Source organism: Streptomyces dangxiongensis (assembly GCF_003675325.1).
In the GTDB taxonomy this organism is placed as follows: Bacteria; Actinomycetota; Actinomycetes; order Streptomycetales; family Streptomycetaceae; genus Streptomyces; species Streptomyces dangxiongensis.
This window is the reverse complement of sequence record NZ_CP033073.1, coordinates 5170637-5196259: the sequence shown is the minus strand read 5'-3', so window position 1 is coordinate 5196259 and position 25623 is coordinate 5170637. Positions and strand designations below refer to the sequence as shown.

Genomic DNA, 25623 nt, shown 5'->3' with positions numbered 1-25623 from the left:
CGTCGCCGCCCGAGATGCTGAGTCCGGGGCGGGCGGCTAGCGTGAGGGAAAGGGCCGCGACCGGGGCCGCGACCGGCGTCGACGAGTGCCCTGTCCACCGGGGCGGGCCGCCCGCACGGCGCGGGCCGTGCATCCGGTCCCCCGCGCGGCGACACCTACGACCGCGGCGTGCGCGCACCCACCACGGCCGCGGCCATCGCCCCCGTACCGGCCAACCGGCACGAGGGCGTGGAAGGAAGGCAGGCCCATGAAACCACTACGCGCGAGGCGACTGTTCGCGGGATCCGCGGTCGCCGTTCTCCTGGCCGGCGGCGCCGCGATCGGCGCGGCGGGCACGGCCTCGGCAGCCACCCCGGTCCACGTGCCCACCAACCGCGGCTGCTTCGATCGCGGCAACGGCTGGTTCGACAACTGCGACAACTTCGGTAACCGTGGCGGGAACGGGAACTTCTTCCCCAGCGGTGTCGTCGGCGGCGGCGGTGTCGTGGTGATCGTGCTGAGCTGAACGCGGGCCGTGAGCCGGGCGGGTCCCCGTACCCGCCCGGCTCCGGCGTGTCGCGGCCCGGGGCCCCGCGGGGGGGCGCCGCCGGCCGGCGGGGCGGGGACATCGCGTCGTGTGTGGATCCCATGGAAGGATGTCGCAACCTACCCATAACGAGGAGATGACCGCGTGCCTGGCACAAACCTGACTCGCGAAGAGGCGCAGCAGCGGGCGGAGCTGCTCACCGTTGACTCGTACGAGATCGATCTCGACCTCTCCGGCGCGCAGGAGGGCGGTACCTACCGGTCCGTGACCACGGTGCGCTTCGACGTGGCACGCGGCGGCACCGGGTCCTTCATCGACCTGGTGGCCCCGGCCGTCCACGAGGTGGTCCTCAACGGCGACCACCTGGACCCCGCCGAGGTCTCCGGCGACTCGCGGATCACGCTGCCGGAGCTGCTGGAGGGGCGCAACGTCCTGCGGGTGGTCGCGGACTGCGCCTACACCAACACCGGCGAGGGCCTGCACCGCTTCGTCGACCCCGTGGACGACCAGGCCTACCTCTACACCCAGTTCGAGGTGCCGGACGCCCGCCGGGTGTTCGCCTCGTTCGAGCAGCCGGACCTGAAGGCCACCTTCCAGTTCACCGTGAAGGCGCCCGCCGGCTGGACCGTCATCTCCAACTCGCCGACGCCGGAACCGGCGGACAACGTCTGGGTCTTCGAGCCGACCCCGCGGATCTCGACGTACATCACCGCGCTGATCGCCGGCCCGTACCACTCCGTGCACAGCGTGTACGAGAAGGACGGGCGCAGCGTTCCACTCGGCATCTACTGCCGGCCCTCGCTCGCCGAGTTCCTCGACTCGGACGCCATCTTCGAGGTCACCCGGCAGGGCTTCGACTGGTTCCAGGAGAAGTTCGACCACGCGTACCCGTTCGCGAAGTACGACCAGCTCTTCGTGCCCGAGTTCAACGCGGGCGCCATGGAGAACGCCGGCGCGGTGACCATCCGCGACCAGTACGTCTTCCGCTCCAAGGTGACCGACGCGGCGTACGAGGTGCGCGCGGAGACCATCCTGCACGAGCTGGCCCACATGTGGTTCGGCGACCTGGTGACCATGGAGTGGTGGAACGACCTGTGGCTGAACGAGTCGTTCGCCACCTACACCTCCATCGCCTGCCAGGCCGCCGCGCCGGGCTCCAGGTGGCCGCACTCGTGGACCACGTTCGCCAACTCGATGAAGACCTGGGCGTACCGGCAGGACCAGCTACCGTCCACGCACCCGATCATGGCGGACATCCGTGATCTGGACGACGTCCTCGTCAACTTCGACGGCATCACGTACGCCAAGGGCGCGAGCGTGCTCAAGCAGCTCGTCGCGTACGTCGGTGAAAACGAGTTCTTCAAGGGCGTGCAGGCCTACTTCAAGCGGCACGCCTTCGGCAACACCCGCCTGTCCGACCTGCTGGGCGCCCTGGAGGAGACCTCCGGCCGCGACCTGAGGACCTGGTCGAAGAAGTGGCTGGAGACGGCCGGCATCAACATCCTGCGACCCGAGATCACCACCGGCGCCGACGGGGCCATCACCTCCTTCGCCGTCCGCCAGGAGGCCCCGGCGCTCCCGGCCGGCGCCAAGGGCGACCCGACGCTGCGCCCGCACCGCATCGCGGTGGGCCTGTACGACCTCGACGGCTCCGGCAAGCTCGTGCGCACCGAGCGGATCGAGCTGGACGTCGACGGGGAGCTGACCGACGTACCGCAACTGGCCGGCAGGAGCCGTCCGGCGGTCGTCCTGCTCAACGACGACGACCTGTCCTACGCCAAGGTCCGCCTGGACGAGGAGTCGCTGAGGACGGTCACCGAGCACCTCGGCGACTTCGCGGAGTCCCTGCCGCGCGCTCTGTGCTGGGCGTCGGCCTGGGACATGACGCGGGACGCCGAACTGGCCGCCCGTGACTACCTCGCCCTCGTGCTGTCCGGCATCGGCAAGGAGTCCGACATCGGCGTGGTGCAGTCGCTGCACCGCCAGGTCAAGCTGGCCATCGACCTGTACGCCGCCCCGGCCTCCCGCGAGGCCCTGCTGACCCGCTGGACCGACGCCACGCTGGCGCACCTGCGCGCGGCCGAGCCGGGCAGCGACCACCAAGCTCGCCTGGGCGCGGGCGTTCGCGGCGACCGCGCGTACCCCGGAGCAGCTTGACCTGCTGGAAGCGCTGCTGGACGGCGCGCAGACGGTGGAGGGCCTGGCCGTGGACACCGAGCTGCGCTGGGCGTTCGTCCAGCGGCTCGCGGCCGTCGGCCGGTACGACGAGGCGGAGATCGCCGCCGAGTACGAGCGGGACAGGACGGCGGCCGGCGAGCGCCACGCGGCCACCGCCCGCGCGGCCCGGCCCACCGCCGAGGCCAAGGCGGAGGCGTGGGCGTCGGTCATCGACTCCGACAAGCTGCCGAACGCCGTGCAGGAGGCCGTGATCGGCGGCTTCGTCCAGACCGACCAGCGCGAGCTGCTCGCGCCGTACGCGGACACGTACTTCGAGGTCGTCAAGGACGTCTGGGACTCCCGTTCGCACGAGATCGCCCAGCAGATCGCGATCGGCCTGTACCCGTCGGTCCAGGTCTCCGAGGAGACCTTGGCCCGGACGGACACCTGGCTGGCCGGTGCCGAGCCGAACGCGGCCCTGCGCCGCCTCGTCTCGGAGGCCCGCTCGGGCGTCGAGCGCGCCCTGCGAGCCCAGGCGGCCGACGCGACGGCAGCCGAATAACACCCCGAGGGCGCCCGGCACGACCCGGGCGCCCTCGCGTTCCCTCCTCGGCGCAGCCCCGGCCACCGCCCGGCCGGGGCTCTGTGTCGTCCTCAGACTCGCGGCGCCGGAACCGGCGGGGGCGTCGCGGTCGCTGGGCCGATGTTCTCGACGGGGCCGGTGTTCTCGGCGGGGCCGGTGTTCTCGACGGGGTTGTTGTTCTCGGCGGGGCCGGACGGGTGTCGGCGGCGGTCGCCCGCGAACTGTCCTGCCAGGGTCGCTCCGGACGCCAGCGCCATGCCCGCGATCTGCACCGGTGTGAGCGCCTGGCCGAGGGCCGCCCAGCCGACGACCGCCGCGGTCAGCGGGGAGAGCGGGCCGAGGAAACCGGCCTGGGTGGCGGTGAGCCGGCCGATGCCGCGGAACCAGAGCCAGTAGGCGACGGCCGTGTTGGCCAGGGCGAGGTAGAGGTAGCCGCCGACGGCCGGGGCGTCGAGGGCGGGCGGGGCGCCCTCGGCCAGGAGCGCGATCGGTGCGATGAGCAGGCCGCCGGCGGTTAGCTGCCAGCCGGTGAGCGCCAGCGGGCCGACGCCGTCGGGGCGGTCCCAGCGCTTGGTCAGGACCGTTCCCGCGGCCATGGAGCCCGTGGAGGCGACGGCCGCCAGGACGCCGGTGAGGTCGAGCGCCCCGGCCCCCCGCAGCACGACGAGGCTGACACCGAACGCGGCCACCAGCCCGGTGAGCAGCGTCCGCAACGCCGGCCGCTGCCCGAGCAGCAGCGCCGAGAGCCCGACGACGAACAGCGGTCCGGCGGAACCGACGACCGCGGCCGTCCCGCCGGGCAACCGGTACGCCGCCACGAACAGCAGCGGGAAGAACGCGCCGATGTTCAGTGCCCCGAGCACGGCCGCCTTGACCCACCAGGTGCCGCGCGGCAGCACCCGGGTGAGGGCGAGGAGCAGCAGGCCGGCGGGCAGGGCCCGCATCAGCGCCGTGAACAGGGGGCGGTCCGGCGGCAGGAACTCGGTGGTGACCGCGTAGGTCGTGCCCCAGGAGATGGGCGCGAGTGCGGTGACGGCGATGACGGCGGTGCTGCCCGGGCGGCGGGTGGCCATGGGAGGACCCCTTCCGGTGAGGCGGTGACGGATCCGGTCGGATCAACAAGGATTAGCTTAGTCGTAAGCTACTTAGTGTCAAGTGGCTTTCTCGTGGGCCAGTTTCTTGCGGTCGAGCGGAAGGCGGCCGATACTTTCGCCCATGCAGCAACAGCCAGCGGACCCCGTCGACGTGATCACCGAGCAGTGGGCGCGGGTGCGGCCCGACCTCGACACCCGGGCCATGGAGGTGTTCGGCCGCATCTTCCGGCTCGCGCGCGCGATGGGCGACCGCATGGAGCGGGCGTACAAGCCGTACGGCATCTCCCGCGGCGAGTTCGACGTCCTCGCCACACTGCGCCGCTCCGGCGAGCCGTACGCCCTCTCGCCCCGCCAGCTCTCGGCCACCCTCATGCTGACCACCGGCGGGATGACCGGCCGCCTCGACAAACTGGAGCACGCCGGCCTGCTGCGCCGCTCCCCCGACCCGCACGACCGGCGCGGCCTCCAGGTGACCCTCACCGAGGAGGGACTGCGGCTGATCGACGAGGCGGTCGGCGCGGGCCTGGCGGAGGAGAACGCCGCCCTGGCCGCCCTGGGCACCGAACAGGCCGACCACCTGGCCGGCCTGCTGCGGACCCTGCTCGACGCGACGACCGAGTAGCCGCCGCCCGGCGTCAGCCGGTGAGCCGAGGCGTCCTCGACGTCAGCCGGTGAGCCGAGGCGGCCCCGGGGTCAGCCGGTGGGGCCGAGGTGCCGGGCGAGGGCCGCCCCGGTCTGCGCCGGGGTGGCCGCGTCGGCGGCCCAGGCCGCGTATCCGTCCGGGCGCACCAGCACGGTCGTACGACGGTCGCTCACCCACCGCGCCACGGCCAGCCGGTCCGCGCGCCCGGACCCCGCCTCGTACGGCTCCGGCGCGATCAGTACGAACCGGCCGCCGCGCAGCGCCTCGTGGAGCCGGCCGCCGCCGGCGAGGGCGACGTCCGGGACGCGGACACCGGTGAGCGGGTGGGCGCCGCGCGGCGCGGCGTAGCGGTAGCCGATGCCGGTGACCTGGCCGACGAGCCTGCGCCGCACCGGGCCGACCGCGCCCAGGAACGCGGTGAGGGCCGCGCGGGCCGCCAGCGCCCAGGGGCGCCTGGCCATGGCGAGGCGGACGATCCCACCGCTGCTGCGCAGCACCGCCCTGCCGACGGGGTGCCGTTCGGCCTGGTAGCTGTCGAGCAGCCCGGGGTCCGCGTGGCCGCCCGCGACCGCCGCCAGCTTCCAGCCGAGGTTCGCCGCGTCCTGGAGCCCGGTGTTCATGCCCTGCCCGCCGGCCGGCGTGTGCACGTGCGCGGCGTCCCCGGCGAGGAAGACCCGCCCGGCCCGGTACGCCGGCGCCTGCCGCTCGTCGCTGTGGAACCGGGACATCCAGCGGGCGTCGTGCATGCCGAAGTCCCGGCCGAGGGCGAGTCGGACGGTCTCCCTGACCTCGTCGAGGTCCAGCGGCGCACTGTCCGGGACGTCACGGGCGCGGTTCCAGCCGATCACCCGGTAGTAGCCGTCACCGAAGGGCACGAGGAAGGCGAAGGCGTCACCCACGGCGTTGGCGGTGAACACCGTCGACGGCCGCTCGGCGAGCCTGACGTCCGCGAGGACGACGGAACGGATCACCGATCTGCCCGGGAAGGGCAGCCCGACCGCCTGCCGCACGGCACTGCGCATGCCGTCGGCGCCGACGACGTACGCGGCCCGGAAGATCTCGGTACGCCCTTCCGCCGGTTCTTCCCCTTCCGGTCCGCCGGCCCGTACCGTCACACCGGTCGCGTCCTGTGTGAGGCCGGTCAGCTCCGTCTCGTAGCGGATGTCGGCGCCCGCCTCGACCGCGCGCCGCTCCAGCACCTTCTCCACCTCGTACTGCGGCAGGACGAGGAGGTGGTTGAAGCGGGAGGGGAGGCCCGCGAGATCGATGGTGAGCCGGCCGAAGAGGCCGAGCCGGTCGAGGGGCTGCCCGAGCGCCTCCAGCTCGTCGGCGAGGCCGCGGGCGTCGAGCTGCTCAAGGGTCCGGGCGTGCAGGACGAAGGCGCGGGAGAGGTTGCTGAGCCGGTGGGGGCGCTTCTCCAGGACGGTGACCGGGATACCGGCGGTGGCGAGGTCACCGGCGAGGAGGAGACCGGTGGGGCCGGCGCCGACGACGATGACGCGCGGGGTGGTGGTGCCCGGGGCGGTGCCCGACGTGGCCGTATCCGTGGTGGCCGTACCCGTGGTGGTCGTACCCGTGGTGCCGGTCATGATGGCCTCCTGGGTGCCAACGGCTGTTGGCCAACGCTCGGTGCCCGGATCGCGTTGCCGACGTCCGCTTGCCAACATCCGTTGGTCAACGCTTGTTGGCAAGCGTAGAACGCCGACACAGCGTGGTCAACACTTGTTGGCCCACACCCGTTGGCCTACGCTCGTCACCATGACGGCCAGCATCCAGTCGAAGTCGGCCCCCAAGCCCCGCCGCTCCGACGCCACCCGTACCGCCATCCTCGCCGCCGCCCGCGAGCGCTTCGCCGCCGACGGCTACGAGCGGGCCACCATCCGGGCCGTCGCCGCCGACGCACGGATCGACCCCTCCATGGTGATGCGCTACTTCGGCAGCAAGGAGGGACTGTTCGCCGCGGCCGTCACGCTCGATCTGCGGCTGCCCGACCTGGCGCGGGTGCCGCGCGAGGAGGTGGGCCGCGCGCTGGTGGGCCACTTCCTCGGCCTGTGGGAGGAGAACGAGGAGCTGAGAGCCGTCCTGCGGGTCGGTGTCACCAACCAGGCCGGGGCCGAGCGGATGCAGGACATCTTCCGGGAGCAGTTGCTGCCCGTCGCCCGGCAGGTGTGTCCCGATCCCGAGCAGGCGCCGGCGCGGGCCGCGCTGTGCGCCGCGCAACTGCTCGGACTGGCCCTGACGCGTTATGTGCTGCGGCTGCCGCCGGCCCGGGCGCTCACCCGCGAGGAGCTGGTGGCGTGGCTGGGGCCGGCGGTGCAGCGGTATCTGACCGCGCCACACCCGTGACCTCGCCGCACGCCCCCCTGACCGGTCAGGGCGGTGAAAACGCCGAGGGCGCCTGTCCTCCCCGGGTACGGCATGTGCGCGTACCGGCGGAGAGGACAGGCGCCCTCGGTGACGGAACCGGTGGACCCGGTCGGTCCTGGGTCCGAACCGAGGCTCAGGCCCTGACCTGGGCCTGGGCGTCGGGCTTGATGTCGATGTTGGACGAGGTGGTGTCCTTCCTGGCCCGCGACTTGTCCAGCAGCATCACCAGGCCGGCGATCACCGCGAACAGCACCAGTGGGGCGAAGACATACAGGCCCAGCGTCTCGATGACGCTCAGGCCCTTGCCGGGGTCGTCACCGTCGTCGCGGGTCAGCGCGAGCGCGGGGGACGACATGAGCAGCATCATCAGCGTCGTACCGGCAGCCAGGGCGCCGGCGCGCAGGGCGTTGTTCTTGTCCACGGTGCCAAGTTAGCGAACGGCCGCGGAGTGTGCGCGCCCGGGGTGCCGGTAGCGGGCCGGGCGTCCGCGCGGCGCAGCCCCGGGGACCGCCGCCCCCGGGGCTCCGCCGCGGCCGTGCACCGGCCCCGTCCTCACTGCCCGGACGGGCCGGATTCGTCGCGCAGTACGCCGAGCAGCCCCCGCAGCCGCGGGGAGGCCACCAGTTCCTCCAGGGGCACCGGCCGGCCCTCGGGGTCCGCGATCGACAGGCGCCAGTTCGGGTACTGGGCCCAGGTGCCGGGCAGGTTCTGCGGGCGGCGGTCGCCGATGCCGTCCGGGAGCCAGACGCCGATCAGGCGGGCGGGCGTGCGCAGCAGGAAGCGGTGGACGGCGCGGATCTCCTCCTCCTCGTCGGAGCCGGGCGGTCCGGCCGCCGGGCTGTCCAGCAGGCCGAGGCTGCCGAGCAGGGCGAGCCACTCCGCGGCGTCGGCGGCGGCCTCCGCGCGTTCCTCGGCCGCCGAACGGGTCAGCAGGCCCAGGCGGTCGCGCAGGTCGACGTGGTCGCCGGTGAGCCGGGCGGCGGTGGGCGGCAGGTCGTGGGTGGTGGCGGTGGCCAGGCAGTCGGCACGCCAGCGTTCGGGGAGCAGGGGACGGCCGTCGCCCTCCCAGTCCCGTTCGAACCAGAGCACGGAGGTGCCGAGGACCCCGCGCCGCTCCAGCATCTCGCGCACGCCGGGCTCCACGGTGCCCAGGTCCTCGCCGATCACGACGGCCCCGGCGCGGGTGGCCTCCAGGGCGAGGATCGCGAGCATGGCGTCGGAGTCGTAATGGATGTAGGTGCCCTCGGTGGGCGGGCTGCCCTGGGGGATCCACCACAGCCGGAACAGGCCCATGACGTGGTCGATGCGCAGGGCTCCGGCGTAGCGGAAGAGGGCGCGCAGCAGGTCACGGTAGGGGGCGTGACCGCAGGCGGCGAGCCGGTCGGGGCGCCAGGGCGGCAGGCCCCAGTCCTGGCCGCGGGCGTTGAAGGCGTCCGGGGGCGCGCCGACGGACATACCGGCGGCGAAGACGTCCTGCTGGGCCCAGGCGTCGGCACCGCAGGGGTGCACGCCGACGGCGAGGTCGTGGACGATCCCGACGGACATGCCGGCCTCGCGGGCGGCGCGCTGGGCGGCCCGTAGCTGGCCGTCGGTGAGCCAGGCGAGGCGGGCGTGGAAGTCGACGCGGTCGGCGAGATCGGCGCGGGCGCGGGCGGTGGCGGCGGAGCGGGGGTCGCGCAGCCCGTCCGGCCAGTACTGCCGGTCGGGGCCGTGGACCTCGGTGAGGGGCGTACCAGGTGGCGTGGTCGTCGAGGGCCTGGCCGTGGGCGGCGCGGAAGGCGTCGTAGGCGGCCTGCCGGCCGGGGGCGAGGGGGACCCGGAGGACGAGTTCCAGCGCCTCCCGCTTCAGTTCCCACACGGCGTCCCGGTCGATGAGGGCGCCCTTGTCGAGGACGTCGGCGCGCAGCCGCTCGGCCCGCTCCAGCAGGCTGTGCAGGCGGTCGCGGTCCTGTACGTAGGCGAACTCGGGCACGTCCTCGACGCGCAGGTGGACGGGGTCGGGGAAGCGGCGGGAGGAGGGGCGGTACGGGGAGGGGTCGGTGGGGGCGCCGGGTACGGCCGCGTGCAGCGGGTTGACCTGGACGAAGCCGGCGCCGGCGGTGCGTCCGGCCCAGCCGGCCAGCTCGGCGAGGTCGGTGAGGTCGCCCATGCCCCAGGAGCGGCGGGAGAGCAGGGAGTAGAGCTGGACGAGGAGGCCGTGGGAGCGGCCGGGCGGGGCGGGCAGCCGGTCGGGGGCGGTGACGAGGTGGGCCGTCCCCGGTCCGCCCGTCGGGGGCGGTGGCGGTGAGCCGGTGCACGCCCAGGGGCAGGTCCGCGGTGTCCTCGCGTTCCTCCCCGTCCTCGGTCAGGACGCGCAGCCGGGTGCCGGCGGGCAGCGCGGTGAGGGCGGCGGGCGGTTCGGCGCCGGCCCACTGGACCACGGTCGGGGGCAGCAGGCGTTCACGCAGTTCGCGTTCGCGCGCGGCGAGGGCGGTGCGCACGGCGTCCGGGCCGGCCGCGTCGACGCCGAGGGCGGCCAGCGCGGCGGTGACGGCGGAGGCGGGGACCTGGACGGTGCGGTCGGGGGCGGGGCGGTAGGAGGTGGCGACCCCGTGCAGCTCGGCGAGCCGGGCGAGGTCGGGCGCGGGGTGCTCGTCGGGCGCCGCGGCCATCTACAGCCCCGGTGCGAAGGAGTCCGGGACCGGGTCGGCCTCGCTGGTGAGCTGGACGGTCTCGGCGAGCGGGGGCTCACTGGTCAGGGGTTCGGCGTCGGGCAGCGGTGGTTCGCTGGTCAGCGGTGTCTGTGCGTACGCGGTCTCGGAGCTGGAGGCGCACAGCCATGCCGCGTCGGTGTCGGCGGAGGGCTCCGCCACGGGTTTGTACTGGGCCGGGATCGAGAGAGCCGGTGCGGCCACGGGGGTCTCCTTGTCGGTGTGCCGGATGCTAGGGCTCGGACGGTTACGGGCAGGCCTACCCCGTGACGCCGTCGCCACGCGCGGCACCCGGCCGGTGCGGGGTGATCCGGCTCGGGCCGGCTGATCGATAGAGGGGGTGTGAGACTGTTCCGCCCCATGGGGGGCCAGCGGGAGGACGACGACGCCAGCGGCGGGGACGCGGCCCTGCTGCGGGCGGTCGCGCGGGGCGACGCGACGGCGATGGGCACCCTGTACGACCGGCACGCCGGATGGCTGCACGCGCGGCTGACCCGGCGGTGCGCCGATCCCGAGGTGGTCCGGGAGGTGCTCCAGGACACCTTCGTCACGGTGTGGCGGTCGGCGGCCGGGCATCGCGGGCAGGAGGCCGGCGGCTGGCTGTGGACGATCGCCGCGCGCCGGCTGGTCGACGCGCGGCGGGTACAGGAGCGGGCCGCGCGGGCCGCGGGACCGCTGCCGGAGCCCGGGTTCCCCGGCCGGTACGAGCCCGCCGCCGCGCCGTCCGCCGAGGACCGGGTGCTGGCGGGACTGGAGTACGGCGATGTCGGCACCGCGCTCGACCGGATCTCCCCCGAGCTGCGCGAGGTGCTGCGGGCGACGGTCGTCGACGGGCTGAGCACCCGCGAGGCGGCCCGGCTGCTCGGTATCCCGGAGGGCACGGTCAAGTCCCGGGCCCGCCGCGCCCGTGCGGAACTGCGGGACGCCCTCGACCGGTTGAACCCGTCCCCGGTGTCCCCGATGGGAGGCACGGCATGACGCACCCCGACAGGCGGCCCTGGCACGCCTGCGACGACCTGGTGTCCCGCTACGCCGAGGGCACGCTGCCGGAACCGGACGCCTGGTCCCTGGAGAAACACGTGGAGGGCTGCACGGAATGCGCGACCCGGGTGTCGGCCGCGGTACGCGACACGGCGGCGGGCGCGGTACTCGCGCAGGTACGGGCGGCGGTGCTGGAGCCGTCACCGGAACAGGCGCGGGCGGCGATGCCGGCGCCGGCGCACGTCCGGGCGGGGGGGCCTTCGCCGGCGCACGTCAGGGAGGGAGTGCCGGATCCTGGCCGGGCGTGGGAGGCGGGCGCGGGCGCGGCACGGGAACCGCGGACCGGCCGGAGGCCTGGGCACACCCTGCCGTCGCGGCCCCTACGGTCGTGGAGCGTGCCGTCGGGGTTGCCGCGGCTGTCGCGGGCCGGCCGGGCCGCCGGGCCGGGCGTGCCGTCGCGGTTCCTGCGGCTGTTGTGGGCCGCCGGACCCGCCGTGCGCGGGGCGTGGTCGCCGGCCGTGGTGGTGGTGGCCGTCGGCGCGCTGCTCCTGTCGTACGGGGCCGGGTTCCCGTGGGCGCGGGCGCTGCTGCTGGCCGTCTCCCCGCTGGTGCCGGTCGCCGGGGTGGCCCTGTCCTACGGGCCGCACGCCGACCCGCTGCACGAGGTGGCCGCGGCGACGCCGGGCGGCGGACTGCGGCTGGCGCTCACCCGTACGGTCGCCGTGCTCGCGGTGAGCCTGCCGCTGCTGACCCTGACCGGGCTGCTGCTGCCCGCCTCGGGCGCTCCGGCCGCGGCGGCCTGGCTGCTGCCCGGACTGGCACTGGCGCTGGCCACGCTGGGCCTGGCCTCCTTCACCGGGTGCCGGGTGGCGGCCGGGGTGACGGGGGGCGGCTGGCTGCTCGCCGTGCTGGCACCGCTGGCCGCCGCGCCGGGCGGCGCGGTCACCGCGCGGCTGGCCGGGCAGCTTTCCCGCTGTCTGGACGGTGCCGCCGCGCAGAGCGGGTGGGCGGCGGGGGCCGCGCTGAGCGCCGTCCTGCTGCTGGCGCGCCGCCCGGTGTTCGACCGCCCGCTGCGCCCGTGACGACGCCCGCCGCGCGGTCCACGGCACGCCCCCCTGTTCCTGCTGTTCCTGATCGCCCCGATTCCCGGGGTCACCGTGCCGTCGTGGTGCGGTGTCCCGTCCTGGAGAGACTGTGAGTTCGCTACGTGTGGCCGGCCTGCGGGTCCGGCACCGCAAGACCCTCGCCCTCGACTCGCTCGACCTGACGCTCGGCACCGGTGTGCACGGGTTGCTGGGGCCGAACGGGGCGGGGAAGACCTCGCTGATCCGAGTGCTGGCCACGGTGGCCCGGCCGGACGCCGGGCGGGTGGAGCTGCTCGGTGAGGACATCGCCGGCCGGCGCGGCCGGGCCGGGGTGCGGCGCCGGCTCGGCTATCTGCCGCAGGAGTTCGGCTACTACCCGGGGTTCACCGTGCGGGAGTTCGTGGCGTACATGGCCTGGCTGAAGGAGGTTCCGGCCGCGCGGGTGCCGGCGGCCGTGGAGCGGGCCGTGGCCCGGGTGGGCCTCGGGGACCGTGCCGGCGCGAGGATCCGGACGCTGTCGGGCGGCATGGTCCGTCGGGTCGGGATCGCGCAGGCCATCGTGAACGACCCCGCGCTGCTGCTGCTGGACGAGCCGACCGCCGGTCTCGACCCGGAGCAGCGGGTGGAGTTCCGGGAGCTGTTGCGCGAGCTGGGGGCCACGGCGACCGTGGTGGTCTCCACCCACCTGGTGGAGGACGTGGCCGCCGCCTGCACGGGGGTCACCCTGCTGGACGGGGGCCGGATCGCCTACCGCGGTACGCCGAAGGCGCTCAGCCTGCTCGGTGAGACGTCCGGGGGGCCGGGCGACCACCCGATCGAGCGCGGGTACACGGCGGCGCTGCGGGCGCACCGTGCGCCGGGCGCCCGGGAGGCGGTGTGATGACGTCGGCCACTGCCCGGCAGAGGCGCGTGCGGGCGCCGCATCCGCTGCGGACCGAGGGGGTGCGGGGGTTCGCGCCGTGGGCCGGGGCCGCGGTGCTGCTGACCTGCGGGGCGATGCTGTCCGGGACGGCGGGCCGCTGGCAGGGCGGCTGGTCGGAGACGGCCGTCCAAGTGCACACGGCGCTGCTGATCACGGTTCCGCTGGCCGCGGCGGCGGGCTGCTGGCAGGGCGGCCGGGAGCGGCGGCGCCGTACCGAGGAGCTGTGGGCGACGACCGTACGCACGCCCCTCGCCCGTCTGCTGCTCGCGGCCCTGCCCGTCGCGTTCTGGGTGGTCGCCGGCTATCTGCTCACGGTGGCCGCGGCGTTCCTCGCCACCTGGCCCTACGCGCAGGGTGACCGGCCGCACCTGGCGCTGCTGCCGGGGGACTCGGCCGCCGTCGCGGCGGGCGCGCTGGCCGGGCATGTGGTGGGGCGGGCCGTGCCCACGCGGCTGGCGGCACCGCTGCTGGCGATGACCGGGTACGTGGGGCTGGGCGTCATGACGGCCGGCGGCTCGTCGGCCGGCCGCGCGCTGAGTCCCGCCGCCCTGGCCGGGGTCGGGGAGCTGCCGGTGTGGTGGCAGCCGTGGGCGATGGCCGTGTGGACGGGCGGCCTGGCCTGCGCCGCCGCGCTGGGCTACGCGGCCCGGCGCCGGGCGGTGGCCCTGCTGCCGCTGGCCGCCGCGCTGGCCGCGGGGACTCTGCTCGCGCAGAGTGGGGACGCCCTGTGGTACCCCGATCCGCTCACCCGGCGCCAGGTGTGCGACACCTCCCGTACTCCGGCGGTGTGCGTGAACGCCCGGTACGCCGGGATGCTTCCGCAGGTCAGCGACGCCCTGTCGGGGGTCACGGACAAGCTGCGGGGCGTGCGTGACCTGCCGGTGCGCTGGGCGGACCACGGCGACGCGCCGCACGCCGACGAGGCGGCGCTGCCGGCTGTCACGCCGCTCGGCTGGTCGGCGGTACGGGGGCGGCTGACCGATCCGCAGGAGTACGCGTGGGAGGCGGTCGGTGCGCTGGCGCTGCGCGGCGACTGTCCGGAGGAACAGGAGTCCGACCGGGTGCTGACGGCGGACGACGCGGTGGAGCACTACCTCGCGCCGAGCCCGGTGCGGGACCGCCTGGACGGGTCCGACGCCCAGGACGCCTGGCTGCGCCGGGCCGTCGCCGCCCGGGCCCGGCTGGCCGGGATGGACGGGCACGAGCGCCGCGCGTGGCTGTCGGCGTACTTCGCGGCCCGGGCGGACTGCCGTACGAAGGAGATTCCCGCACTGTGACGACGCTCCACGGACCCGTGCTCCACGTCCGCTCCCGGGCGCTCCCCCTGACCCTGGCCGCGCTCGCCGCCACGGCCGCCTTCGCGGTGTGGGCGGCCGGCCGGCTGGACGCCTACCTCGACCCCGACCGCCGGGTGCCGGTCGTCGCCCTGGCGCCGCTGCTGGCGTCGGCGGTGATCGGGACGAGCCTGTACAGCGCGTCGGACGAACTGGACCGCACCGCCGTACGGCCGTGGTGGCCGCGCCGGCTGACGCAACTGGCGGCCCTGACCGCGCTGGCCGCGCTGCTGCTGATGCCGGCCGTGCTCGGCCGTACGGAGACCTTCGGGGCCGCCGGCGGTGCTGCGCAACACCCTGGGCTGTACGGGGGTCACCGCGGCGGCGGCCGTCCTGCTGGGCGCCCGGGTGAGCTGGCTGCCCGCGTTCGGCTACGTGACCGCGGTGTACCTGGGCTCCCACGGTGCGCACGGCCGCGCGGCCACGGTGTGGGCGTGGCCGGTGCAGCCGGGCGCGCAGCCGGGCGCGTGGGCGGCGGCGCTGACGGCGTTCGTGCTGGGCGCGGCCGGGTACGCCGTGCGGGGCGCCCGCCCCGAGGGGCCCCGCGGCTGAACCGCGGCCGGCGCCGGCCCGCCACGGGGACCGCCTGGCGGGGGCGGTGCGCGGGCCGGGGGGCCTACGCGGAGATGCCGTCGATCCGGGCCAGTGCGTCGTCCGCGCCGTACGGCTGCAAGTAGGGGAGCCAGCGCGGATCGCGGTGACCGGTGCCGATGATGCGCCAGGCCAGGCCCGAGGGGCGGGGCGGGTTTGTGACGCAGCCGCCAGCCCAGCTCGACCAGGTGGCGGTCGGCCTTGACGTGGTTGCAGCGGCGACAGGAGGCCACCACGTTGTCCCAGACGTGCTTGCCCCCGCGGCTGCGCGGGATGACGTGGTCGACGCTGGTTGCGATGCCACCGCAGTACATGCACCGGCCCCCGTCGCGGGCGAAGAGCGCCCGCCGGGTCAGAGGCACGGGCCCCCGGTAGGGAACCCGCACGAAACGCTTGAGCCGGACCACGCTGGGAGCGGGGAGTGTGACGGTCGCGCTGTGCAGATAGGCGCCGGATTCCTCGAGGGAGACGGCCTTGTTCTCCAGGACGAGGACGAGCGCGCGGCGGAGCGGTACGACGCCGAGCGGCTCGTACGACGCGTTGAGGACCAGGACATGCGGCACGGGTGCCTCCTTGGGCGTCGGCGGCGCGTGGCTCGCGCCGGGACGATCTGAGGTCAGTCTCCCTTGACGCCTGGTGGAAGCGCCACCATGTGCCGGTAACGGGCTGGGAGTGTTTTCGACCACACCTGATGCATCCCCCGGAGCACGGCCCGTTCAAGCCCGCGTGAGCCGTGTCTCTCCTGCGCGCCTCCTGTGCGGAACGGCCGAAGGCACGCACGATGCCCCGTTAGTGTGGTGGTCCTGTCCGCCCGGTGACCTTTTCGTGACCTTGACCGCCCGCCGGTGCGGACCGCGCAGCACCTTGGAGGTACCTGCCGTGTCGTCCCTGCCCATCGTCCTGATGGCCGCCGGCGCGTCCCCGTCCCCCTCTCCGTCCCCTTCGCAGTCGACGGCGCCGGCCGTGCCGTCCCTCCAGGACGCCCAGGAGAGCGCGACGAACGCGGCGAGCTGGGTCGAGCAGAACTGGTCGACGTGGCTCGCGATGGGTCTCCAGATCCTGCTGATCGTGATCGTGGCGGTCTCGCTCAGAGCGGTGGTGCGGCGGGCGATCACCAAGCTGATCGACCGGATGAACCGCACCGCGCAGGCCGTGGACGGCAGTGCGCTGGGCGGGCTGCTGGTCAACGCCGAGCGGCGCCGGCAGCGGGCGGCGGCGATCGGCTCGGTGCTGCGGTCGGTGGCCAGCTTCCTGATCCTCGGCACGGCCGCGCTGATGGTGCTGGGCACCTTCAAGATCAACCTGGCGCCGCTGCTGGCGTCCGCCGGTGTCGCGGGCGTGGCCATCGGTTTCGGCGCCCGGAACCTGGTCACGGACTTCCTGTCCGGCGTGTTCATGATCCTGGAGGACCAGTACGGCGTCGGGGACGTGATCGACGCGGGCGTGGCCACCGGCGAGGTGATCGAGGTCGGGCTGCGCGTGACCAAGCTGCGGGGTGACGGCGGCGAGATCTGGTACGTCCGCAACGGCGAGGTCAAGCGGATCGGCAACCTCTCCCAGGGCTGGGCGACGGCCGGAGTCGACGTGACCGTACGGGCCGGCGAGGAACTGGACCGGGTCCGGGCCACGCTGGACGAGGTCGCCGAGAAGCTGAGCAAGGAAGAGCCCTGGAACGAACTGCTGTGGGGCCCGGTCGAGGTGCTCGGCCTGGATTCCGTGCTGATCGACTCCATGGTGGTCCGCGTCTCGGCGAAGACCATGCCGGGCAAGTCGGTGACCGTCGAGCGGGAGCTGCGCTGGCGGATCAAGCGGGCGTTCGACGCGGCGAGCATCCGCATCGTGGGCGGCGCGACGGCCCTGGAGGACGCGGAGAACACCCCCGACCCGGCGGCGACGGTCGCGGCCCCGTCGGCGTACGCCAACGCGGACTCCCCGCAGGTGGCGGCGACGGCACCGATCGTCTCGCAGCGTCCGGCGCCACCGGCGAAGTAGCGGAACGGTTCAGCACGCTCGTTCGAGTGAACAGATGGGCCGTTCCGGCGCGCGAAGCGAATGCCCCATCGTTCTGCCGGGGCCCCCAGCGCGGGCTTAGCCTGGCACCAGTGCGACAAGGAGAACCAGCGATGAGCGCCGAACCGATCATGGAGCCGGTGATGACGCAGGTGGACCCCATCGACCTGTTGAGCGCGATCGAAGAGGCAACCTCGATGCCGATTCGTCCCGAGTGCATCGAGGGGACGGCCATCGTGCCGCCGCAACCGAACGACGATCACACGACGGCGCTTTCGAGCTGAGCTTCCAGTTCCGGGCGGCCGGGTTCCGCCTCGTGGGCATGGGTAACGGCTACCGCGCTGCACACGAGGACGGCAGGACCATGGCCCTCATCGTGCCGGACCTCTACGTCCGCCGTCGCAGGCCGACCGAGCTCGACGAGTCGTACCGGAAAGCCCACGAGGGCTGGTACCCCATCGACATGCTCGCCCTCGTCGGCGAGGTCACCTCCACCGGCCCCAAGCTCCGCACCTACGCCGCCGCCGGCGTCCCGGTCTACGTCCTCGTCGACCGCCACTCCAGGACGGCCCACTGCTACACGGATCCGGTCCTCCCCGGTGACGACCCCACCGAGGCGTACTACGCCACCGGCACCAAGGCCGACCTCGGCGAACCGCTCCCGCTCCCGGCGCCGTACCCGACCCTGGACACGGCCCCGTTCGTCACCGGCTGAGCGGGCCGCAGACCGGCCGGCAGGCCCACGCCTCCCCGTCGGGGTCGGCACCGCGGGCCGGAGCGGCGCCCCGGGCACCGGTGAGCCAGGTGGGGTGCCCCCCGCTCACTCCGCCTCCGCCAGCCTCGTCATCCGGCACAGCGCGACGGACGCGCTCGCCGTTCGCTCTCCCGGCATGCCGCGCGGTGCCTCGTCCGTGTGGAGCCGGAGGCGGGGCTCGCCCGACGTCTCGTCGACGGTCACGCATCCGGTGACGGCGTGCGGGCCGCGCAACGGCCGCCACCGGAACTCCAGCGGGCCGCCGTCCACCACGTCGTACGCCCGCCCGGACCCGGCGAGCCCCGCGCGCAGGCGCTCGGTGGCCCCGGCGGGCAGGGGCCGCTCCTGGGCGGCCGTGAGGGCGTCCCGGGTGACCGCGATGCCGGTGCCGCGTGCCCGGTGGAGCAGGGCGCCGTGGACGTAGTCGGCGACGAGCAGGCTGAGCAGGGCCCAGACGGCCGGCGCGAGGACGATGCCGCCGACGGCCGGCCAGGACAGGCCGGCGTCCGCCACGGTGGCCATCGCCCGGTGAGCAGCGGCAACCGTGTGAGTGGCGTACTCGTGACGGGGCTGCGGATCCGGCCCCGCCCGGCCCGGGGTCCCACGTCTCCGCCATGGCCGGCCCGTCGGGAGTCCCTCCGTCGGCGCCCGTACCGCAACGCCCTTGAGATAACGACTCCGTTGCCTCGGGGGCGTTGTCTATTGACGCCCCCTTCGTCCTGGGCTTACGTTCCTCCCATCCGAATAGGAAACTTTCCTAACAGTGATCTCCCGGCGGCCCGTGATCAAGACTGGACGCCGTCACCCGGTCACTGAAAGGCTGGGCGGCTGGAAAGGCAGGTGTCGACCCCCATGGCAGGAACCGCCGGTACGCCGGGCACCCCGCGCGTCCTGCGCGCCATGAACGACCGCGCCGCCCTGGACCTGCTGCTGGAGCACGGGCCGCTGTCGCGCACCCGGATCGGCAAGCTCACCGGCCTGTCCAAGCCCACCGCCTCACAGTTGCTGGCCCGCCTGGAGGCCGCCGGACTGGTCCGGCTCACCGGCACCAGCGAGGGCCGGCCGGGCCCCAACGCCCAGCTCTACGCGATCGACCCGGCCGCCGCGTACGCCGCCGGGCTCGACGTCACCCCGCACCGCATCCGGGCCGCCGTCGCCGACATCACCGGCCGCACGGTCGGCGAGTACCGGCTGCCCACCCCCGGCCGACGGCCCGCCCAGCCCGTCGTCCAGCAGGTCACCGAGGCGCTGGACGGTGCCGTCAAGGCCGCCGGGCTCGCCCGGTCCGACGTGCACCGGCTGGTCATCGGCACCCCCGGCGCCTTCGATCCGGGCACCGGCCGCCTGCGCTACGCCTCCCACCTGCCCGGCTGGCACTCCCCCACCCTCCTCGACGAACTCGCGGCGGCGCTGCCGATGCCGGTCGAGTACGAGAACGACGTCAACCTCGCCGCCATAGCCGAGCAACGCCTCGGCGCGGCCCGCGGCCACGCGGACTTCGTGCTGCTGTGGAACCAGGAGGGCCTCGGCGCCGCCCTGGTCCTCGGCGGCCGGCTGCACCGCGGCTGGACCGGCGGCGCCGGCGAGGTCGGCTTCCTGCCGGTGCCGGGCGCCCCCCTGGTCCGGCAGGTCACCAAGGCCAACAGCGGCGGCTACCAGGAGCTGGCCGGCTCCCAGGCCGTACCGGGGCTGGCCCGCGAACTCGGCATCGAGGACGTGCCGTCGGGGCCGTACGCCGAGGCCGCCACCGCGCTCGTCGCCCGCGCCGCCGACCACACCGGCGGCCCCCACCGGGAACTGCTGCGAACCTACGCGACCCGGCTGGCCACCGGTCTCGCCTCGCTCGTCTCCGTCCTCGACCCCGAACTCGTCGTCCTCAGCGGCTCCGCCCTGACGGCCGGCGGCGAGGTGCTGCGCGCCCTCGTCCAGGCCGAGCTGGAGGAGCTGGCCGCGGCCCGGCCCCGGCTGGTCGTCGGCGAAGTCCGCGAACACCCCGTCCTGCGCGGCGCGCTGGAGTCCGCGCTCGCCGCCACCCGCGACGAGGTCTTCGACACCTCGCGCTGAGCCCCACCGCACCTCGGTAGCACTCCCCTTCCGCCCACCCGCCCCTGGGAGACCCCGCCATGCCCGACGTCATACCCCCGGCTGTCCGAAAGACGGCTTTTGCCCTGACCGCGTCGCTGGCCCTGCTCACCACCGCCTGTACCGGCCGGTCCGGCTCGGGTGCCACGGACGACGCCTCGAAGAACACGACGATCAACTTCTGGCACGCCTGGAGCGCGCCGAACGAGGTGGAGGCCGTCCGGTCACTGGTCGCCGGCTTCGAGAAGGCGCACCCCAACATCCATGTGAACGTCGTCGGCAACATGACCGACGACAAGATCAACCAGGCGCTGCGCTCCGGCGGCGGCGACGCCCCGGACGTGATCTCCTCGTTCACCACCAACAACGTGGGCAAGTTCTGCTCCTCGGGCGCCCTGGTGGACCTGAACCCCTTCTTCGAGAAGTCCCGGATCGACCCGAGCACGACGTTCCCGAAGCCGATGAACGAGTACACCCGGTTCGAGGGCAACCGCTGCACGGTCCCGCTGCTCGGTGACGCCTACGGCCTCTACTACAACAAGACGGCCTTCCGGAAGGCGGGCATCACGGCACCGCCCCGGACCTGGTCGCAGTTCACGGCCGACGCCGAGAAGCTGACCGTGCGTCAGGGAGACGGCTACAAGCAGCTCGGGTTCATGCCGGACTACCACGGCTGGGAGTCCACCACCGAGCACTACCTCGCCCAGTTCTCGCCGACGTACTTCGACCGCGACGGCAGATCCCGGGTCGCCGGGGACCCCGCCTTCCAGCAGGGGTTCACGCTCCAGAAGAAACTCGTCGACCAACTCGGCGGCTTCCGCAGGCTGGAGCGGTTCCGGGCGACCCTCGGCGACGAGTGGGGCGCCCGGCACCCCTTCCACACCGGCCAGGTCGCCATGCAGCTCGACGGCGAATGGCGGCTCGGCATGGCGGAGGAGGCGAAGCCCGGCTTCGAGATCGGCGTGGCCCCGCTGCCCGTACCGGACGACCGGGCCGGCGAGTACGGCAAGGGCTACATCACCGGCACCGTCGCGGGCATCGCCGCCACCAGCCACAAGCAGAACGCGGCCTGGGAGCTGGTGAAGTACATGACCACGGACACGGACGCGGTGGTCGGTTTCGCCAACGCCATCCACAACGTGCCCTCCACGCTGGCCGCGCTGAAGTCCCCGAAGCTGAAGTACGACCCGCGTTTCAGGACGTTCCTGGACATCGCCGCGAACCCGCACTCCACCACCACGCCCGCCTCCCTCAACGGCGGGGTGTACCTGGTGACGATCCAGCAGTTCGGCTACGACTACGAGAGCGGCAAGGTCACCGATCTGAAGGCCGGCCTTCGGAAGACGGCCGCGCAGATCGACACGGACATCGCGCAGGCCCGGTGATGAGCACCGTCACCCTGGCGTCCAGGCGCCGGCGCTCGGCCCTGCGCACGCTCGCCTTCATGTCGCCGTGGCTCGTCGGGTTCGCGGTCTTCTTCGCCTACCCGCTGCTCTCCACGGTCTACTTCTCCTTCATGCACTACGACGGCTTCCAGCCGCCGCGGTGGACCGGCGGGAAGAACTGGGTGTACGTCTTCGCCCACTACCCGCTGTTCTGGCCCGCCCTGCGCAACACGCTGTGGCTGGTCGCGGTCATGGTGAGCCTCCGGGTGCTCTTCGGGCTCGGCGTCGGCCTGCTCATCACGAAGATCAAGACCGGCACGGGCGTCTTCCGCACCCTGTTCTACCTGCCCTACCTGGCCCCGCCGGTCGCGGCGACCATGGCCTTCGCGTTCCTCCTCAACCCCGGCACGGGCCCCGTCGACTCCCTCCTGGAGAAGACCGGCATCGCGGCCCCGGGCTGGTTCAGCGACCCCGCCTGGTCCAAGCCGGCGCTGACCCTGCTGGCCCTGTGGGGCATCGGCGACCTGATGGTCATCTTCATGGCCGCGCTGCTGGACGTGCCGGCCGAGCAGTACGAGGCGGCGGAACTGGACGGCGCCTCGGCGTGGCAGCGGTTCCGGTACGTCACCCTGCCGAACATCTCGCCGATCGTGATGTTCGCCGTCGTCACCGGCGTGATCCAGGCCATGCAGTACTACACCCAGCCGCTGGTCGCCGGGAAGGTCGCCTCCGGCGTGATCCAGGGCGCGGGCACCCAGTTCGAGCCCGGCTACCCCGACAAGTCCACCCTCACCCTCCCCCAGCTCGTCTACAACCTCGGCTTCCAGCGCTTCGACTACGGCTCGGCCTGCGCGGTGGCGCTGGTGCTGTTCGCCCTGTCGATGGCGTTCACCGCGCTGCTGATGCGGCGCCGGGGCGGCCTGATCCAGGCAGGTGACTGACCATGACCCACGTACTGGACCGGCCCGTGCGGCCGGCGCCGTCCGTCTCCGCGGCCGGGCGCGCCGCCCGCCGCAGGGCGCTGCTGGAGTGGATCGCGGTCCACGCCCTCGGCGTCGCCGCCGCACTGTTCTTCACCCTGCCGTTCGTGTTCGTGGTGCTGACGTCGCTGATGAGCGACAGCCAGGCGCTGAGCCGGGACCTGATCCCGCACACCTGGGAGTGGGGCAACTACCGGAAGGTCTTCGACACCCCCGGCTTCCTCACCTGGTGGCGCAACACGCTGGTCTACGCCGGCCTCGGCACCGTCCTGACCGTCGTGTCCTCGGTGCCGGTGGCGTACGCGCTCGCCAAGTTCCGCTTCCGGGGCCGCAACCTGTCACTCATGCTGGTGATCTCGATGATGATGCTGCCGCCGCAGGTGGTCGTCATCCCGATGTACCTGTTCTGGGCGAAGCAGCTCGACCTGTCCGGCACGCTGTGGCCGCTGATCGTCCCGATGGCGTTCGGGGACGCGTTCTCCGTCTTCCTGCTGCGCCAGTTCCTGATGACCATCCCGAACGAGTACCTGGACGCGGCGAAGGTCGACGGCTGCGGCGACCTGCGCACCCTCGTCCGGGTGGTCCTGCCCATGGCCAGGCCGGGCATCGCCGCCGTGGCCCTCTTCCAGTTCTTCTACGCCTGGAACGACTATTTCGGCCCGCAGATCTACGCGTCGGAGAACCCCGGCGCCTGGACCCTGTCCTACGGCCTGGAGTCCTTCAAGGGCGCCCACCACACCGACTGGAACCTCACCATGGCGGCGACCGTGCTGGTCATGGCCCCCGTGATCCTCGTGTTCTTCTTCGCCCAGAAGGCGTTCGTCGAGGGCGTCACCCTCACCGGAGTAAAGGGTTGATCTGGCTGTGAAACTCACCGTGGTCGGCGGCGGCTCGACCTACACGCCCGAACTCGTCGACGGCTTCGCCCGCCTGCGCGACACCCTGCCGCTGGAGGAACTCGTCCTCGTGGACCCGGCGGCGGACCGGCTGGAACTGGTCGGCGGCCTGGCCCGGCGCATCTTCGCCAAACAGGGCCACCCCGGCCGTGTCGTGACGACGTCCGACCTGGACGCGGGAATCGACGGCGCCGACGCGGTGCTGCTGCAACTGCGCGTCGGCGGTCAGGCGGCCCGGCAGCAGGACGAGACCTGGCCGTTGGAGTGCGGCTGCGTCGGACAGGAGACGACCGGCGCCGGTGGCCTGGCGAAGGCCCTGCGCACCGTCCCCGTCGTGCTCGACATCGCCGAACGGGTCCGCCGTGCCAACCCCCGCGCCTGGATCGTCGACTTCACCAACCCGGTCGGCATCGTCACCCGCGCCCTGCTCCGGGAGGGCCACCGGGCGGTCGGCCTGTGCAACGTGGCGATCGGCCTGCAACGCAAGTTCGCCGGACTGCTGGGCACGGCCCCGACGGACCTCCATCTCGGCCACGTCGGCCTCAACCACCTCACCTGGGAGACCGGCGTACGGCTGGGCGGCCCCGACGGCGACGACGTCCTGCCCGGGCTGCTGGCGGAGCACGGCGAGGCGATCGCCGCCGACCTCCGCCTTCCCCACGCCCTCCTGGACCGTCTCGGCGTCGTCCCCTCGTACTACCTGCGCTACTACTACGCGCACGACGAGGTCGTCCGGGAACTCGCCACCAAGCCGTCCCGGGCCGCCGAAGTGGCCTCCATGGAGGCCGAGTTGCTGACGATGTACGCCGACCCGGCCCTGGACGAGAAGCCGGCCCTGCTGGCGAGACGCGGCGGCGCCTACTACTCGGAGGCCGCCGTGGACCTGGCCGCGGCGCTGCTCGGCGGAGGCGGCAGCCCCTACCAGGTGGTGAACACCCTCAACCGGGGCACACTGCCCTTCCTCCCCGACGACGCGGTCATCGAGGTCCAGGCGGCGGTCGGCCCGGCGGGCCCGGTCCCGCTCCCCGTCCCGGCCCTCGACCCGCTGTTCTCCGGTCTGGTCGCCAACGTGACGGCGTACGAGGAACTGGCCCTGGACGCGGCGCTGCGCGGCGGCCGGGACCGCGTCTTCCGCGCGTTGCTGGCGCATCCCCTGATCGCCCAGTACGCGTACGCCGAGACCCTCACCGACCGTCTCATCGCACACAACCGGGAGCATCTGGCGTGGGCCTGACCGCAGCCGAGCCGCCGACGGTCCTCGCCGTCGACGCGGGCAACAGCAAGACCGACGTGGCCGTGGTCACCGCCGCCGGCGAGGTCCTGGCCACGGCCCGCGGCGGTGGCTTCCGCCCGCCCGCCGTGGGGGTGACCACGGCGCTGGACGCGCTGGCGGAGCCGGTGACCCGGGCGTTCGCGGACGCCGGGGTCACCTCCGTGACCCATGTCTCGGCCTGCCTGGCCAACGCCGACCTGCCGGTGGAGGAGGAACGCCTGGCGACCGCGCTGCACGCGCGCGGGTGGGGCACGACCGTGGAGGTCCGCAACGACACCTTCGCGGTGCTGCGCGCGGGCGTCGCCGAACCCCGTGGCGTGGCGGTCGTCTGCGGCGCGGGCATCAACTGCGTGGGCATGCGCCCCGACGGCCGCACCGCCCGCTTCCCGGCGATCGGCCGTATCTCCGGCGACTGGGGCGGCGGCTGGGGCCTGGCCGAGGAGGCGCTGTGGTACGCGGCCCGCGCGGAGGACGGCAGGGGCGAGCCGACGGCCCTGTCCCGCACCCTGCCGGCGCACTTCGGCCTGCCGACCATGTACGCCCTGATCGAGGCCCTGCACCTGGGACACGTCGCGCACGACCGGCGTCACGAACTGACCCCGGTCCTCTTCACCACGGCCGAGGCCGGCGACCCGGTGGCCGGCACGCTCGTCACCCGGCTCGCCGAGGAGGTCACGGTGATGGCCACGGTCGCCCTCACCCGCCTCGACCTGCTCGCCGAGGAGATCCCCGTCGTGCTCGGCGGCAGCGTCCTGACGGCCGGCCACGCCCGGCTGAACGACGCCATCCGCACCCTGCTGGCCGCCCGCGCCCCCAAGGCCACCGTCCGCGTCGTCACGGCCGGCCCGGTCCTGGGCGCGGCCCTGCTGGGCCTGGACCGGCTCGGGGCCGGGGCGGAGGCCGCAGTACGGGCACGCGGGCACTGGGAGAACGCGACACGGTGACCACCGCCCCGGGGTGCCGGCCGGCGCCCCGGGGGAACCGATCCCCCGTCACCGGCGTGTTCCTCAACCGGGGGGTGGTGCGCCCGGCGGCACACGCCCCCGGGCACACTGCGATCCGATCAAGATCCCGTGAAGGCCGGTGCGGATGCCGGTGCCTACGGCGATACTGGGCGGCGAACGGATGACCACGGGGGAGGTCGAGTGACACAACCGCCGAAGAGCAGCGCGGCGCCACCGCCGGCCCGGCCCGCCACATCCACCGGCGCCCCCGGCACGACCGGCCCTTCCGGCGCCTTGGGCGCCCCGGGCGCCTTCGGTGTCCCCGG

Annotated in this window: 21 protein-coding genes and 4 pseudogenes; 18 read left to right on the top strand and 7 right to left on the bottom strand. The window is 73.9% G+C overall.

Going from position 1 to position 25623, the window contains the following annotated elements:
• The first annotated feature begins 247 nt into the window (after positions 1-247).
• Positions 248-505 (top strand): hypothetical protein, encoded by a 258-nt coding sequence (locus tag D9753_RS23400; protein ID WP_121788774.1) that lies wholly within the window; start codon positions 248-250, stop codon positions 503-505.
• Positions 506-670: 165 nt separating this feature from the next.
• A pseudogene (gene pepN / locus D9753_RS23395) lies at positions 671-3245 on the top strand (aminopeptidase N).
• A 92-nt stretch (positions 3246-3337) separates the two neighbouring features.
• Here pepN and D9753_RS23390 read toward each other — a convergent pair.
• Positions 3338-4339, bottom strand: coding sequence for an EamA family transporter (locus D9753_RS23390; RefSeq protein WP_121788773.1), 1002 nt, complete (start codon positions 4337-4339; stop codon positions 3338-3340).
• 142 nt (positions 4340-4481) lie between these two features.
• Between D9753_RS23390 and D9753_RS23385 the strand changes: the two genes are divergently transcribed.
• Positions 4482-4982: a MarR family winged helix-turn-helix transcriptional regulator gene (locus D9753_RS23385; RefSeq protein WP_121788772.1), complete on the top strand. Its 501-nt coding sequence runs from the start codon at positions 4482-4484 to the stop codon at positions 4980-4982.
• 71 nt (positions 4983-5053) lie between these two features.
• Here the strand turns inward: D9753_RS23385 and D9753_RS23380 are convergent, their stop codons facing one another.
• The gene (locus D9753_RS23380) at positions 5054-6592 is read right to left on the bottom strand and encodes an FAD-dependent monooxygenase (protein WP_163010767.1); all 1539 of its coding nucleotides are present in this window, start codon (positions 6590-6592) and stop codon (positions 5054-5056) included.
• A 169-nt stretch (positions 6593-6761) separates the two neighbouring features.
• Between D9753_RS23380 and D9753_RS23375 the strand changes: the two genes are divergently transcribed.
• On the top strand, positions 6762-7349 hold the full coding sequence (locus tag D9753_RS23375) for a TetR/AcrR family transcriptional regulator (protein WP_121788770.1): 588 nt from the start codon (positions 6762-6764) through the stop codon (positions 7347-7349).
• Positions 7350-7503: 154 nt separating this feature from the next.
• Here the strand turns inward: D9753_RS23375 and D9753_RS23370 are convergent, their stop codons facing one another.
• From D9753_RS23370 to D9753_RS23360, 3 genes and pseudogenes are all read right to left on the bottom strand, one after another.
• Entirely contained in the window at positions 7504-7791 is a 288-nt protein-coding gene (locus D9753_RS23370; RefSeq protein ID WP_121788769.1) for a hypothetical protein, read from the bottom strand.
• A gap of 131 nt (positions 7792-7922) precedes the next feature.
• A pseudogene (gene malQ, locus D9753_RS23365) lies at positions 7923-10021 on the bottom strand (4-alpha-glucanotransferase).
• On the bottom strand, positions 10022-10264 hold the full coding sequence (locus tag D9753_RS23360; RefSeq protein WP_121788768.1) for a hypothetical protein: 243 nt from the start codon (positions 10262-10264) through the stop codon (positions 10022-10024).
• 156 nt (positions 10265-10420) lie between these two features.
• Between D9753_RS23360 and D9753_RS23355 the strand changes: the two genes are divergently transcribed.
• The 5 genes and pseudogenes from D9753_RS23355 (at position 10421) to D9753_RS23335 (ending at position 14934) form a co-directional block, all read left to right on the top strand.
• Entirely contained in the window at positions 10421-11038 is a 618-nt protein-coding gene (locus D9753_RS23355) for an RNA polymerase sigma factor (protein ID WP_121788767.1), read from the top strand.
• Positions 11035-12123: a zf-HC2 domain-containing protein gene (locus tag D9753_RS23350; RefSeq protein ID WP_121788766.1), complete on the top strand. Its 1089-nt coding sequence runs from the start codon at positions 11035-11037 to the stop codon at positions 12121-12123. The genes D9753_RS23355 and D9753_RS23350 overlap by 4 nt, the downstream gene beginning before the upstream one ends.
• A 127-nt stretch (positions 12124-12250) precedes the next feature.
• Positions 12251-13006, top strand: coding sequence for an ABC transporter ATP-binding protein (locus D9753_RS23345; RefSeq protein ID WP_121788765.1), 756 nt, complete (start codon positions 12251-12253; stop codon positions 13004-13006).
• Complete coding sequence (locus D9753_RS23340) at positions 13006-14325, top strand: hypothetical protein (protein ID WP_121788764.1); 1320 nt, start codon at positions 13006-13008, stop codon at positions 14323-14325. The genes D9753_RS23345 and D9753_RS23340 overlap by 1 nt, the downstream gene beginning before the upstream one ends.
• Positions 14322-14934: pseudogene (locus D9753_RS23335) on the top strand (hypothetical protein). Before D9753_RS23340 ends, D9753_RS23335 begins: the two are co-directional and overlap by 4 nt.
• A gap of 64 nt (positions 14935-14998) precedes the next feature.
• On the opposite strand, the pseudogene D9753_RS23330 reads toward D9753_RS23335, so the two are convergent.
• Positions 14999-15536, bottom strand: a pseudogene (locus tag D9753_RS23330) (HNH endonuclease).
• A 340-nt stretch (positions 15537-15876) separates the two neighbouring features.
• On the opposite strand from D9753_RS23330, the gene D9753_RS23325 reads away from it, so the two are divergent.
• From D9753_RS23325 to D9753_RS38120, 3 genes are all read left to right on the top strand, one after another.
• A complete protein-coding gene (locus D9753_RS23325) occupies positions 15877-16965 on the top strand; it encodes a mechanosensitive ion channel family protein (RefSeq protein ID WP_205614414.1) in 1089 nt (362 codons plus the stop codon).
• Between the two features lie 131 nt (positions 16966-17096).
• A complete protein-coding gene (locus D9753_RS38125; RefSeq protein ID WP_240468260.1) occupies positions 17097-17267 on the top strand; it encodes a hypothetical protein in 171 nt (56 codons plus the stop codon).
• An 80-nt stretch (positions 17268-17347) separates the two neighbouring features.
• Complete coding sequence (locus D9753_RS38120; protein WP_240468259.1) at positions 17348-17698, top strand: Uma2 family endonuclease; 351 nt, start codon at positions 17348-17350, stop codon at positions 17696-17698.
• 105 nt (positions 17699-17803) lie between these two features.
• Here D9753_RS38120 and D9753_RS23315 read toward each other — a convergent pair whose 3' ends face one another.
• Positions 17804-18259: a hypothetical protein gene (locus D9753_RS23315; protein ID WP_121788762.1), complete on the bottom strand. Its 456-nt coding sequence runs from the start codon at positions 18257-18259 to the stop codon at positions 17804-17806.
• A 330-nt stretch (positions 18260-18589) separates the two neighbouring features.
• Here D9753_RS23315 and D9753_RS23310 point away from each other — a divergent pair, with 330 nt between their 5' ends.
• From D9753_RS23310 to D9753_RS23285, 6 genes are read left to right on the top strand one after another with little or no spacing between them, the layout of a single operon-like run.
• On the top strand, positions 18590-19801 hold the full coding sequence (locus D9753_RS23310; protein WP_121788761.1) for an ROK family transcriptional regulator: 1212 nt from the start codon (positions 18590-18592) through the stop codon (positions 19799-19801).
• A gap of 59 nt (positions 19802-19860) precedes the next feature.
• Entirely contained in the window at positions 19861-21204 is a 1344-nt protein-coding gene (locus D9753_RS23305) for an ABC transporter substrate-binding protein (RefSeq protein WP_121788760.1), read from the top strand.
• Positions 21204-22145, top strand: a complete 942-nt coding sequence (locus D9753_RS23300) for a carbohydrate ABC transporter permease (protein WP_121788759.1) — start codon at positions 21204-21206, stop codon at positions 22143-22145. The genes D9753_RS23305 and D9753_RS23300 overlap by 1 nt, the downstream gene beginning before the upstream one ends.
• Positions 22146-22147: 2 nt before the next feature.
• Positions 22148-23041: a carbohydrate ABC transporter permease gene (locus D9753_RS23295; protein ID WP_121788758.1), complete on the top strand. Its 894-nt coding sequence runs from the start codon at positions 22148-22150 to the stop codon at positions 23039-23041.
• Positions 23042-23048: 7 nt separating this feature from the next.
• Positions 23049-24314, top strand: coding sequence for a 6-phospho-beta-glucosidase (locus D9753_RS23290; RefSeq protein ID WP_121788757.1), 1266 nt, complete (start codon positions 23049-23051; stop codon positions 24312-24314).
• Positions 24305-25297, top strand: a complete 993-nt coding sequence (locus tag D9753_RS23285) for an N-acetylglucosamine kinase (RefSeq protein WP_121788756.1) — start codon at positions 24305-24307, stop codon at positions 25295-25297. The genes D9753_RS23290 and D9753_RS23285 overlap by 10 nt, the downstream gene beginning before the upstream one ends.
• Positions 25298-25623: the final 326 nt, after the last annotated feature.